The sequence below is a fragment of the Pyrobaculum sp. genome (assembly GCF_049971835.1).
Classification (GTDB): domain Archaea; phylum Thermoproteota; class Thermoprotei; order Thermoproteales; family Thermoproteaceae; genus Pyrobaculum.
The window spans coordinates 1-11,573 of the sequence record NZ_JBMFKV010000054.1 but is presented as its reverse complement, the minus strand read 5'-3'; the positions used below and the strand labels follow the sequence as shown (position 1 = coordinate 11,573).

The 11,573-nt window shown below is 58.5% G+C and carries 13 protein-coding genes and 1 pseudogene; 9 read left to right on the top strand and 5 right to left on the bottom strand.

Translation table 11 applies throughout. From position 1 onward, the window contains the following. The 5 genes from ACP5J3_RS06335 to ACP5J3_RS06315 all read left to right on the top strand — a co-directional run. The coding region (locus ACP5J3_RS06335; protein WP_428494899.1) for a carbon-nitrogen hydrolase family protein at positions 1–573 on the top strand (573 nt) is incomplete at its 5' end. A 5-nt stretch (positions 574–578) separates the two neighbouring features. After that, entirely contained in the window at positions 579–1,061 is a 483-nt protein-coding gene (gene tsaA, locus ACP5J3_RS06330) for a tRNA (N6-threonylcarbamoyladenosine(37)-N6)-methyltransferase TrmO (protein ID WP_428494898.1), read from the top strand. 356 nt (positions 1,062–1,417) lie between these two features. Then, a complete protein-coding gene (locus tag ACP5J3_RS06325; RefSeq protein WP_428494897.1) occupies positions 1,418–2,230 on the top strand; it encodes a hypothetical protein in 813 nt (270 codons plus the stop codon). Then, positions 2,220–3,248 (top strand): hypothetical protein, encoded by a 1,029-nt coding sequence (locus tag ACP5J3_RS06320; protein ID WP_263245630.1) that lies wholly within the window; start codon positions 2,220–2,222, stop codon positions 3,246–3,248. The genes ACP5J3_RS06325 and ACP5J3_RS06320 overlap by 11 nt, the downstream gene beginning before the upstream one ends. A 171-nt stretch (positions 3,249–3,419) precedes the next feature. Next, on the top strand, positions 3,420–4,874 hold the full coding sequence (locus tag ACP5J3_RS06315) for an RtcB family protein (RefSeq protein WP_428494896.1): 1,455 nt from the start codon (positions 3,420–3,422) through the stop codon (positions 4,872–4,874). 2 nt (positions 4,875–4,876) lie between these two features. Here ACP5J3_RS06315 and ACP5J3_RS06310 read toward each other — a convergent pair whose 3' ends face one another. From ACP5J3_RS06310 to ACP5J3_RS06300, 3 genes are all read right to left on the bottom strand, one after another. After that, complete coding sequence (locus tag ACP5J3_RS06310) at positions 4,877–5,368, bottom strand: PaREP1 family protein (RefSeq protein ID WP_428494895.1); 492 nt, start codon at positions 5,366–5,368, stop codon at positions 4,877–4,879. Between the two features lie 75 nt (positions 5,369–5,443). Beyond that, positions 5,444–6,139: a HisA/HisF-related TIM barrel protein gene (locus ACP5J3_RS06305; RefSeq protein ID WP_428494894.1), complete on the bottom strand. Its 696-nt coding sequence runs from the start codon at positions 6,137–6,139 to the stop codon at positions 5,444–5,446. Between the two features lie 52 nt (positions 6,140–6,191). Next, a complete protein-coding gene (locus tag ACP5J3_RS06300; protein WP_428494893.1) occupies positions 6,192–6,755 on the bottom strand; it encodes an imidazoleglycerol-phosphate dehydratase in 564 nt (187 codons plus the stop codon). A gap of 45 nt (positions 6,756–6,800) precedes the next feature. On the opposite strand from ACP5J3_RS06300, the gene hisF reads away from it, so the two are divergent. The 4 genes from hisF to hisE all read left to right on the top strand — a co-directional run bounded on the left by hisF (position 6,801) and on the right by hisE (position 9,856). Beyond that, positions 6,801–7,559 (top strand): imidazole glycerol phosphate synthase subunit HisF, encoded by a 759-nt coding sequence (gene hisF, locus ACP5J3_RS06295; protein WP_428494892.1) that lies wholly within the window; start codon positions 6,801–6,803, stop codon positions 7,557–7,559. A 123-nt stretch (positions 7,560–7,682) separates the two neighbouring features. Then, on the top strand, positions 7,683–8,360 hold the full coding sequence (locus tag ACP5J3_RS06290) for a hypothetical protein (protein ID WP_428494891.1): 678 nt from the start codon (positions 7,683–7,685) through the stop codon (positions 8,358–8,360). A 105-nt stretch (positions 8,361–8,465) separates the two neighbouring features. Continuing rightward, complete coding sequence (gene hisD / locus ACP5J3_RS06285) at positions 8,466–9,575, top strand: histidinol dehydrogenase (protein WP_428494890.1); 1,110 nt, start codon at positions 8,466–8,468, stop codon at positions 9,573–9,575. Continuing rightward, a complete protein-coding gene (gene hisE / locus ACP5J3_RS06280) occupies positions 9,572–9,856 on the top strand; it encodes a phosphoribosyl-ATP diphosphatase (RefSeq protein WP_428494889.1) in 285 nt (94 codons plus the stop codon). Before hisD ends, hisE begins: the two co-directional genes overlap by 4 nt. A gap of 12 nt (positions 9,857–9,868) precedes the next feature. On the opposite strand, the gene ACP5J3_RS06275 is transcribed toward hisE, so the two are convergent. Further along, positions 9,869–11,050, bottom strand: coding sequence for an ATP-binding protein (locus tag ACP5J3_RS06275; RefSeq protein WP_428494888.1), 1,182 nt, complete (start codon positions 11,048–11,050; stop codon positions 9,869–9,871). A 77-nt stretch (positions 11,051–11,127) separates the two neighbouring features. Beyond that, a pseudogene (locus ACP5J3_RS06270) lies at positions 11,128–11,573 on the bottom strand (FAD-dependent oxidoreductase); the annotation flags it as partial.

Sequence of the window (11,573 nt, the reverse complement as noted above, 5' to 3'; positions counted from 1 at the left end):
GTGGTGGGGGGCGGCCTCGCGGTGAGGCGGGGCGGCGCCGTGGTGAACGTCTGCCCCGTGGTGGGGAGGGGCGGCTTGTTGACGTGGGGGGAGAAGGTGTTCCCCTCGGCGGCCACCGGGGAGAGGGGCTGGGTCTCGCCGGGGAGGCGGCTGGCGCTGTTTAGGGCTGGGGGGTTTGTAGTTGGCTGTCTGGTGTGTGTGGATTTGCTCTATCCTGAGCTCGCGCGGAGGCTGGCCTCCGCCGGGGCTGAGGTGCTGGTTAACCCCGCCAGCATTTCCGCAGACCGCCGGGGGCTGTGGAGGGCTGTGGGCTTGGTGCGGGCGTTTGAAAACTCGGTGTACGTCGCGGCGGCGCTCGGCACCGGCTACCGCTACGCGGATGGGCGGCCGGCGGCTGGGGGGTCGTACGTGGCTTCTCCCAACGGCGGGCTGGTGGAGTTCGGCGAGGAGGCGGGGGTCTACACGGCGCGGATCAGCCGCTCGGAGCTGGACTACGCCAGGTCGAGGCGGCGCTACCTTGAGGACGTGGCTAGGGGGGCGCCGGAGGTTGACTTAAATACCCACGGCCTATAGGCGACGTGTCGTGCCCAATCTGCCTAAAGCCTGTGGGGGTCGTGGAGGTGGGCCTCCCGCGGCTGGGGCGGGTGGATAAATACGACTTCGTGTCTGTGGTTAGGATTTTCGACGAGTATGTGGAGGGGCTTGGGGGGCTGGAGGAGTACAGCCACGCCTTCATAATATGGCTCTTCCACGAGACGCGGGGCGTCAAGCTGAAGCTGAGGCCCTGGGGCCGGGAGGACTTCCCAGAGGTGGGCATATTCGCCACGCGCTTCACCCAGAGGCCCAACCCCATCGCCCTCTCCATAGTCAAGATCGTGGAGGTGGACCCGCCGAGGCTCAGAGTCCTAGGCCTCGACGCGTGGAGCGGGAGCCCCGTGCTGGACATCAAGCCCTACGACCACCTCGACGTCGTCAACGAGTTCAGAACCCCAGACTGGTTCGAGGAGTTTTTCAAAGAGACACGCGGCGGCCTCCCCCGCTGGCTAGGCCCAAGCCGCTAAGGGCAACCGCGCATCTACCGCACACCAATGCCGCATCCCTTCACGAGGCCCCGCCAGCCCTAAACGGCAAGGCCACCAGCAACTATCAGCGGCATTCGGGGGGATCCGAGGTCTTCTAGAGCACGTTCCTGGGATGATGCCGGTGTTGTGAATCGATCACGCTGATCCCAGCCGCGGTTGCGGCTGGGGTGCCTACGCCGCTAGATGAAATTATGTAAGAGAGCACCGCGCCGCGGATCTAGACGGGGTAGCACCTCCCGCCCCGTCCTATTTGTCGCGTTTTACGTTGTATCTCCGCCGCTGTGTGCAGACTTGGAGTATGCAAACCATATATTATCCCGGCACAGCGGCGCGTCATGAAGGCTCCGAAACCCGGGCTTGAGGCGGCTGTGTTGGTGGCTGTGGGGCTGGTTGTGCTGGTGGTTGCGTTAACACAAAGCGATTTATCTAAATATCAAGATCCGCTGTTTCCGGGGGTGAAGATGGCGAAGCCAGCCACGTGCCAGTGGTTAATTTTCCAGGTCCCGTGTGATAAGGTGTTTACGCTGGGCTACGCTACGTGGCTGGGGTCTCAGGCGGCGTACGTCACTGTTTCCCACGGCTTAAATAACGGCGACGGCGTGTACCAGCCGTGCTACTACGACTGCGGCGGAGAGCCCTTTGTCGGAAAGATTTGGGACAAAGAGGATCCATATGTAGACGCCGCTGTGTTGAAAATTGAGCAACGGGGAACTCAAGCCTCGCCACATGTAGAGATATGCGGATTCAACCCCGCCCCCACCTCTGTCGATGGCTACTTCACAGACGCAGAATTAAAGTCGTATGTAGGAGGTTCTATATACTCGATGTACCGAATAGGATTTGTAACAGGTTGTAGAGGCGGTATAGCACAAGTATATGCATATGAACCCTATACATATGATGGACAGCCTTACTGCCTATTAGTGCTACAATCCACTGATCAATGGCAACCGACCGAGCAAGGCGATAGCGGATCTCCACTTTTCCAGATAAAATCAGTCTATACACTTGGAAATATGTGGTCGATAAAAATGGCGGGTATTCTCACTAAAGTGAGATATGTGGATAATCAGCCTGCGTATATAGAATTCCGCTCTGTGGATTGCGTTAATAGGTTCTATGGCGTTGCGTTTAGGTATGGTAGTTAGGTTTCTGCTTCTTTTACTAATTTCCGTCACATCGGCGGCCATATTTACATATCATAGTGAAGTTCATAGATTTGGCAATTTGTCCGTTGTATATTCGCTGAATGGAATACCTGCAACTGAGGTGAGGGTAGACGGCTGTATATACTACGTCGTGAGGAGCTACGATCCCGAGGTATCTAGGGCGTTTAAAGAGGCTGTGAAGAAGGTGGGAGAGACAAATGATGTGCTTGAAAAATGGCGCATTAGATTCGGATTGGATGTATGGCCTGTTATAGATATGGAACTGAGGGCGGCAAACTACAGCGGCCCCTTGGACTTCGTTTATTGTTGTGATACGGGAGCTGAAAAGATAACAGCTGTGAGATTATCAAAGGCCAGTAGGTGGGTAAACAAAACACTGTCTTTAGTAGAAAAAGTAGAGGGCGCTCTTAAAGAGGCAGGCGCTGAAGTGAGGAGCATATACGTAAGCGTGAGTCAGGGCTTTGCGGGGGTGGATGTGTTTGTGCGCCCCGGCAAAGGGGCTGGCCTTCTGGCTAAGGTTAAGAATAAGCTTGACAACGTGTTTAGAAGCTATGGAAATACGCCGTTTTTACTTTTGATAAACATACATGAGGCACCGCCGCCTTCGCCCTATATCAAAGGCGTTGATGAAGAGGAATTAAAAGAGAGATATGTTAAGTTATATAAAATTATTTTACAGATATATGAGGATATTGGCATGTCCGTTAAGCCGCATGACGATGTTTTAATAGGTATAAGACCTAACAAGGGTATTGTAATGTTGTTGAAAGCGCCTCCAAATGAAGATAACTTCCTCAAGACTTTAACAGAGAGAACCGTGAAGGAGTTCGGTACATGTCCCAACGGCACGATTGTTGAGCTGGCGAGAGATATAAGGGTTGAGGAACCTATCGGCGTGGAGATTCCGTGGGGACTGGTGATTACAGAGACGACAGCATTGGCGGTGGGAGCCACGGCGCTTATCTACTTAACTAGACGAATATTAAGGGGTAAGTAGCTCCCCTTCCCCATTCCAGGGTTGCCTGCGTTTTTTCCGCATGTACTACATAGGGACTGGCGCCGCCGGTTTTAACTAGCTGAGGCGCGCTTGGTGCGTCCAGGTGTTGAAATCACGAGGGGTTATTGATGGGCGCATAAAAGTTTATAACTACACAGAGGGTGTCGCCTTATGAGGAACATTCCTATTAACAGGGTTAGTGACTACGTGTGGGAGATTCCGCCTGGGGTGAAGCCTTGCCAGAAGGTGCCTGTGAGGATTTATGCAGATAGTGTGTTGCTGGAGAAGATGAAGAGCGACATGACGCTGGAGCAGGGTATTAACGTCGGTTGCCTCCCGGGGATCTATAGGTGGTCTATTGTCCTGCCGGACGCCCATCAGGGCTACGGCTTCCCCATCGGCGGCGTGGCTGCGATAGACGCCGAGGAGGGGGTCATCTCGCCCGGCGGCATTGGGTACGATATTAACTGCGGCGTGAGGGTGCTGAGGACAAACCTCACAGAGGACGAGGTCAGGCCGAAGCTGAAGGAGCTTGTCGACACGATATTTAGACTGGTGCCTCCAGGCGTCGGCGGCACGGGCCACCTTAGGCTCTCCCCGACGGAGTTTGAGAGAGTCCTCGCGGAGGGCGTTGAGTGGGCTGTGCAGAAGGGCTACGGCTGGGCTGAGGATATGGATTTCATAGAGGAGAGGGGTTCGTGGAAACTCGCCGACCCCTCTAAGGTCAGCGAGAAGGCCAAGGCGAGGGGTAGAGACCAGCTGGGGACGCTGGGCTCGGGCAACCACTTCCTGGAGATACAGGTGGTGGACAAGATATACGACGAGAAGGTGGCTAAGGTATTCGGCATCGAGAGGGAGGGCCAGGTGGTGGTTATGATACACACGGGTAGCCGCGGCTTCGGGCACCAGGTAGCTACCGACTACCTGCTCATAATGGAGAGGAAGATGAGACAGTGGGGTCTGAATCTCCCGGACAGGGAGCTAGCGGCGGCTCCTCTGAAGGACAAGGTGGCGGAGGACTACATCAAGGCCATGGCCTCCGCCGCCAACTTCGCATGGACCAACCGCCACATCATAATGCACTGGGTTAGGGAGGCGTTTAAGAAGGTGTTCGGCTCTATCGAGAAGGTGGGCCTCGAGCTGGTGTACGACGTGGCGCACAACATCGCCAAGCTAGAGGACCACGTTGTAGACGAGAGAGGCACCGTGAGGAGGGTGTGGGTCCACCGCAAAGGCGCCACCCGCGCCTTCCCGCCGGGGAGGTCCGAGATCCCGGCCAGGTACAGAGACGTAGGCCAGCCGGTGCTGATACCCGGCTCTATGGGGACCGCCTCGTGGATACTCGTGGGCACCCACGACTCTATGAAGTTCACCTTCGGCACGGCCCCGCACGGCGCGGGGAGGGTGCTGAGCCGCGAGGCGGCCATCAGGATGTACCCGCCGCACAAGGTGCAAGAGGAGATGTCTAAGAGAGGTATTATTGTACGTAGCGCAGAGACGGAGGTGATAAGCGAAGAGGCTCCCTGGGCTTACAAAGACGTAGACCGCGTCGTCGAGGCCGCGCACCAAGTAGGCTTCGCAAAGAAGGTGGTGAGGCAGAGACCTATAGGCGTCGTCAAAGGCTAACTTTACTTGTCGGCGGGGGCTACACCTATTTTCTGAACAATCTCGAAAACTAGCTGTCTAACTCTATGAAGAGCCAGCTCCACAGAGATCTCCGTAGCCCACCCCTCGTAGAAGTTTATGTGCATGGCGTTTGCCTGTGCCCACGCGTCGTGTACCCAGTCGCCTAGCTCAGCGGCGATTTTATCCTTATAGCGCCACAGCTCTCCGTGTGACGCCAGTCTAACGCCGTCGCGCCAGTAGGCGTAGGCCTTCACAGCCAGCGCCGCCGCCCCCCAAATCTTCTCACTAGCCTGCCTCAAATCACCAGCCCTCAACTCCTCCTCGGCGGCCCTCAGCAGATCTAAGGCGGCTTCGGCGTAGGCCTCCGCTCTGCTTGGGGGATCCACGTCTGCCAGCAGTCTCTCCAATACGTAGTCTTCAAGGGTGATGCCCTCTTTCTCAACTCTTTTGCGCAACTCCGTCACGACGCTTGCCGGAAGACGTATAGTCTCCACGACATTCCTCAAATTCCAGTTTATATTGGTGTCGGCGCCTTTCTCTTGGGATGTCGGCTTGAACAGGCGCCGTTTCTAGCGCTGGATCCATTCGACGCACTCTTTTAAATCACCTGCGTAGAGGGCGTAGCCCACTATCACCCCGTCGAATCCAAGGCGGCGGGCTGTCTCGGCGTCTCTGCAGTTTTTAACTCCACCTGCGTAGTATACCCTCTCTGCGACTCTCCTCAGCCTGCCCACGTCTATGTCTGCCTTGACGCCGCCTCCCGTGCCCTCCACCTCCACCGCCGTCACCACGACTGCGGCGTAGGGGCCGGCCTCTGCCAGCAGACGCACAGCCTCTTCAAGGGGTAAGGCTCTCTCCAGCCAGCCGCTTGTCAAGACGTGGCCCCCGCCGTAGTCTATCGAGACGGCTAGCCTCTGTCTGTAAAGCCCAGCTATCTCTGTGAACAGGTCCCAGTTTTTAAATGGCAACGAGCCGACGACGGCGTATTTACAGAGGGCGAGCGCCTCCTCCACAGCCTCCCTACTCCTCAGGCCGCCCCCCAGCTGGCACCTACCCCCGAGGATCTCCGCGACCCGCTTGATGACCGCCGTGTTGACCGGCCTACCGGCCTCGGCGCCGTCTAGATCCACCACGTGGACAAGAGGGGCTGGACTGAATCTATGGGCCAGCTCCACGGGATCGCCCTGGAAGATGTACCGCCCTCTCTCCCCCTTCACGCGCTTTACAGCCCTGCCTCCCTCTATGTCTATCGAGGGTATAATCACGGCCCCGCCTTGAGGCACTTTTTAATGTTTAACGAGAGGCGGCTCTACCGCCTCATTTCAGCGTTCCCTTTGTAGAGGTGCCCTGGCCGGGCGAGAGGGCGTGTCTCAACGCGAGGCCGAGGGCCTTGTGTGCGGCCTCTATCTTGTGGTGGGGGTCTAAGCCTCTGGCGTATATGTGGATGGTGGCCCTCGCCTCTGTTGCCAAGCTCCTCACGAAGTGGGGGAACATGGAGAGGGGGTAGCCCCCGATGGCTGTGTCCGGCAACCTCGTCTTCACCACCCAGTACACCCTCCCTCCGAGATCTACCGCGGCCAGCGCGATGCTGTCGTCCATTGGCACAACCGAGTGGCCGAACCTAGCGATCCCCTTCCTATCGCCCATGAGGGCGTCCAGCGCCCTGCCGAGCGCGATGGCGACGTCCTCTATTACGTGGTGGCCGTCGTCCAGCCTCCTCAGCTCCCTCGCGACGACTTTCCCCCCCAGCCCCGCGTACGTGAGCAGGGTCTCCACCATGTGTGTGAGGAAGGGGATAGGCGTGTCGACGGACACCTCGCCGCCTCGGCTCAGCTCCACGACCACCTCAGTCTCCAAGGTCTTCCGGGTGTAGGCGGCCATGTCTCCCCTCCTGTTTGTATTTATATAGGCTATGCATTAAGCTCCGTGGCCGTGGTGAGGGTCATCCCGTGTCTCGACATGGACGGCAAGGCGGGGGTCGTGGTTAAGGGGGTGAATTTCCAGGGTATTAGAGAGGTTGGCGACCCCGTGGAGATGGCTGTGAGGTACGAGGAGGAGGGTGCCGACGAAATCGCCGTGTTGGACGTCACAGCTACGCCGGAGGGGAGGGCCACCTTTATCGAATCGGTTAGGAGAGTGGCCGAGGCTGTGTCTATACCTGTCTTGGTTGGGGGCGGGGTGCGGAGCCTGCGGGATGCAGAGGCTCTGTTTAAAGCAGGTGCCGACAAGGTCTCTGTAAATACAGCCGCGGTGAAGAGCCCGGAGCTTGTGGAGGAGATGGCTAGAGAGTTTGGTAGCCAATCCACCGTGGTGGCCATAGACGCGAAGCTGGCCGGGGGCCGCTACGAGGTCTACATAGGCGGGGGCCGCGTGGCGACGGGGCTAGACGCGGTGCAGTGGGCGAGGAGAGTGGAGGAGTTGGGTGCCGGGGAGATACTGCTGACGTCGATTGACCGCGACGGGACCCGCTCCGGCTACGATGCTGAGCTGATTAAGAGGGTGGCCTCCGCCGTCAACATCCCCGTCATCGCCTCCGGGGGGGCCGGCGCGCTTGAGCACTTCCACGAGGCGGTCGCGGCGGGCGCCGACGCGGTGCTAGCCGCCTCCCTCTTCCACTTCAAAATCGTCACCATAGGACAGGTAAAGAGTTTTCTAAAGCAGAGGGGGGTGGCGGTTAGGCTCTAGTGGGCTTGGCGTGGGACCGCCACAGCTTAGAGGCCGGCTCAGCTCTGAAATTTACCAACCACGCCGCCGTGGGGATGTGGTTTTTCACTTGTTGGCTATATCAACCGCCGCGTCTTCTAAGGCATGTATGTTTTGACTCCGCGTTTCAACACTCTCCCCCTGGGGGAGAGGTGTGTGAAGTTGGTGGGCGAGGTGCCGGTGGTGCTCAACGAGCCGTGCCAGGGCCGGTACCTGGTGTTGAAGAGGGGGGAGGGCGTATATCCCGAATCTGCTTCTGTCGAGGAGTCTGTGTTCTACATAGCCGCTGGGTACCCGAAGAGGGTAGAGCTGAACGATGGGGCCCTCGCCGTCTCGGACGGGCTGGGCCTATTCCGGGGTTTTGCAAAGAGGGGGGTTTGGTGGGAGTTGGCCAGGGCGTTTAACGCGGCGCTGGCGGTGTACGCGAGTAGGTGCATATACTGTACGGCGTATATGGAGGCCGTATTTAAAAGCCGCCCACGTCTACAGGTGGGCAACGGCGTAGTTGCCAGCTTCGAAAAAACGCAGGTGGGTTACAGAGCCGTGGTGGTCTCCGGGCCTGGGCGTTCAGATGTTTTCAAATGGGTGGTGGAGACCCTCTTCCGCATCTCTACCTACATAAATGAAGTGGCTTTGGGGGCGACGGTTGACGCGCCTCTTAGCCTCTACCTACCGCCGACGCGTCCGGCGCCGGCCGGGGGATGGCTAGGCGCTGGGAGGCGGCCACTAATCGCCTCACCTCAGCGCATGCTCTCGGCGCCCAATACGACTGCCGTTTTGTAATCCCTAGATGTTGAGGGCATGTGCAACTCATCTTGAAGCCTGCCGCGGGGAGCGCCGCTAGGCGTGTAGTTAGCAATGCTAATAAATAGGGAGAGTAGGGGAGGCATGAGGAGAGGCTTTCCGCGGGATGTCTTGGAATCCGTTAGTAAGATTATTGACGATGTGGAGGGTGGGGGGCTGAGCGCGGCTTTGGAATACTCCAGGCGGCTTGACGGCGTTGTCCCAGAGAATCACCTAGTAGCGCCGAGGCCTGGGGGAGATGTGGAGGTGGTGTCGGCGGCCCTCGCCGCGGCCGAGTCGCTTAGGAGGTTTTACGAGAAGATGGCGCCTCCATCTGCGGCGGATTACTATAGCGGTGTGTTGAGGACGGCGCTGTGGAGGCCTGTCAGGAGCGTGGGGCTGTACGTGCCCGCGCGTTATATATCTACTCTCATCATGCTGGCGGTTCCCGCTAAAATCGCAGGAGTCGACGAGATATACGTCGTAACGCCGCCCCGCGGCGTTACAGACGAGTTGCTGGCTGTGGCGAGGGAGCTCGGAGTCAAGGCGGTGCTCGCCATTGGAGGACCCCACGGCCTCGCCTACGCGGTGCACCACTTGGGGGTTGACATGCTGGCGGGCCCCGGCGGGTTGTACGTCCAAGCGGCTAAGTACCTGCTCTCTCAACACGTCGGGATAGACGGCATAGAGGGCCCCACTGAGCTTGTGGTGTACGCAGAGTCCGTAGCGCCCGACACGGCGGCCAGGGGGGCGCTGGCCCAGCTGGAGCACGGCCCCACCTCATTTGCCTACGTCCTCTCACCAGACCCCGAACTGCTGAGAGGCGTAGAGGAGATATACAAGAGGGAGAAGACGTCTTCAATGGGGCCTCTGGAGACGAGAAGAGTCTCCGGCGTGGAGGAGGCTGTGAATCTCATCGAGAGAATTGCCCCCGAGCACCTGGAGGTGTGGGGGAGGAGGGAGGTGGCCTACAGAGTCAGGAACGTGGGCGCCGTGTCTGTCAACATGCCGAGCCCCTATCTCGACTACGTGGCGGGGATCAGCCACGTCTTGCCCACAGGCGGCTCGGCGAGGTGGCGGGGCATCGTGACGCCGCTTACCTTTATGAAGGCCGTCGGCATAGCCGAGGCTGTGGGCGAGCTGGCCCTGCTAGAGGCCGCCAGGAAGCTGGCGGAGTACGAAGGCTTTCAACTCCACCGCAGGGCGTTGCTATGACGTGCCAGGTGCTGGAAAAGCTTGAGGAGGTCATCCGACGGAGAATCGCCGAGGGCAACCCCCAGAGCTACACATACCGCCTATACGCATCGGGCGTCCCCACGGTAGCCCGGAAGGTCGGCGAAGAGGCGGTGGAGGTGGCCGTGGCGGCTTTGTCAGAGGGGAGGGAGAGGGTGGTGGCCGAGGCGGCTGACCTCCTCTACCACCTCTTGGTGTTGCTAAACGCCCTCGGTCTTTCTCTTGCGGATGTCTGCGGCGAGTTGGAGAGGCGGATGAGGTAGCGGGGCGGCGGCTCAGCAACTCTTCAGCTGCAGCAGGTATATCGGCAGATCTCTCTTGGTGACTATCTGCACCCCCCTGGGGTAGCTCCTCCGGGCTCTGGACGTCTTTATTTCCAGCCTGTGGCTCCCCGCGACTATGTCTATCTCTGTCCTATTTCTGTAGTAGTAGACGGAGCCGCATGTCCTGTAGAGGTGTTCCTGGGCCACGTGTTCAAGTAGCGTAGATTCGTCAGTCGACCTCCCGGTCCACCAGGCCAGGGCTCTGTATATCAGGGGATCTCTAAAGAAGATTTTTTTCTCCCGGCGGAGGTTTGGCTTGTCCCCCTCTAGCAGATACGCCACCCCCACCAGATAGAGATCTCTGAGAAACTCTACATATTCGCGGACTGTGTTGTGAGATATCCCAACCTCCTGGGCCACGGCGTGGTAAGACAGAGGACTGGGGACCTTCTCCATGATGGCGCCTACTACTTCTTTTAGGAGCTGGGGGCTCCTCCCGTGTCTATACGTCTCAGAGACCACCGCGTCGATAAGTGAGGCGGCGGCGTCCGGGTGTCCATTTATAGACTTGGGAAACCCACCCCTCTTTAAGTACTCCTCAAACAAGGCCTCAACCACGGCGGGGTCTCTCGCCTCTCCGTAGAGCACAGTTGCGAACTGGGGGAAGCCCAGCGGCAGGACAACCACATCTCTTCCGCTCCCCCTCCGACCTGGAAATTTTTCTGGAGTTTTCAACAGCTCAACAGCCGAAGATCCAGTCGCTGTGACCACCGACCTCTCCAAAGCCCCGGAGTCTATGTAAAACTTGACCACCCTCCACCACCCTCTGAGAGAGGTCACTTCGTCGAGGAATATATATAGCCGCTTGACGCCTCTCGCCTCAGCCCTAGCCAGCACCCAATGCATCACCTCTCTAAACTCCCTCAGTGAGACCACGGAGTCCAGGTCGACATAAACCACAGACTCCGGTGGGACGCTCTCGAGCAGGTGCTTAATGAGAAACTTCACGCCGGTGGTTTTCCCAGTCTGCCGCGGTCCGTAGACAAAATTAAGAGCAGGTGGGGCGAGGGATAAGTGCTCTATCCATTGAGGAATCCACCTAACTCTCTCCGACGCCCAGCGCCTAAGGTGTATATCCCTCTCGGACCAGTCTGGGTCGAACCACCACGGGTTGCTCCGCTCCAACGTCTCCATACCAGCAACCGGTGCCTTAAATATAAATCTTTGATACCAAACTGACAACTACACGCAGTTTGCTTGTCAGTATTCTATCAATGTTGCGCGAGGTATTTCAAAATCCCCCTCGCCGCTAGAACCCCGGTGGCCGCGGCGACGTTTATGCCGCGGGAGAGGCCGGCGCCGTCGCCCGCGACGAATAAGCCGGGTACTGTAGTCATCAGGTTTGCGTCTACCGCAGGCCTCGCGGAGTAGTACTTAATCTCGGGGGCGTAGATAAGCGTCTGTGGGCTCGCTACGCCGGGGGCCAGCTCGTCGAGCTTCTTCAACCCCTCTATTATATCCTCAACAATGCGGTGGGGCAACGCGAGGGATATGTCGCCAGGCGTGACGTCTTTAAGCGTGGGAGATATACTCGACCTCCTAATACGATCCCAGGTGGATCTCTGCCCCCTCTCCAAGTCGTAAAGCCTCTGGATGAGCGGCTTGCCGCCCCCCAGCTTGGTGGCCAGCCTGGCGATTGACTTGCCGAACTCAAGCG

Excerpts from the sequence above, each read along its gene's own strand:
- ACP5J3_RS06320 (WP_263245630.1), top strand. The coding sequence starts at position 2,220 with ATGGTAGTTAGGTTTCTGCTTCTTTTACTAATTTCCGTCACATCGGCG.
- ACP5J3_RS06275 (WP_428494888.1), bottom strand. The coding sequence starts at position 11,050 with ATGGAGACGTTGGAGCGGAGCAACCCGTGGTGGTTCGACCCAGACTGG.
- ACP5J3_RS06315 (WP_428494896.1), top strand. The coding sequence starts at position 3,420 with ATGAGGAACATTCCTATTAACAGGGTTAGTGACTACGTGTGGGAGATT.
- ACP5J3_RS06290 (WP_428494891.1), top strand. The coding sequence starts at position 7,683 with ATGTATGTTTTGACTCCGCGTTTCAACACTCTCCCCCTGGGGGAGAGG.
- ACP5J3_RS06300 (WP_428494893.1), bottom strand. The coding sequence starts at position 6,755 with ATGGCCGCCTACACCCGGAAGACCTTGGAGACTGAGGTGGTCGTGGAG.
- hisE (WP_428494889.1), top strand. The coding sequence starts at position 9,572 with ATGACGTGCCAGGTGCTGGAAAAGCTTGAGGAGGTCATCCGACGGAGA.
- ACP5J3_RS06325 (WP_428494897.1), top strand. The coding sequence starts at position 1,418 with ATGAAGGCTCCGAAACCCGGGCTTGAGGCGGCTGTGTTGGTGGCTGTG.
- hisD (WP_428494890.1), top strand. The coding sequence starts at position 8,466 with ATGAGGAGAGGCTTTCCGCGGGATGTCTTGGAATCCGTTAGTAAGATT.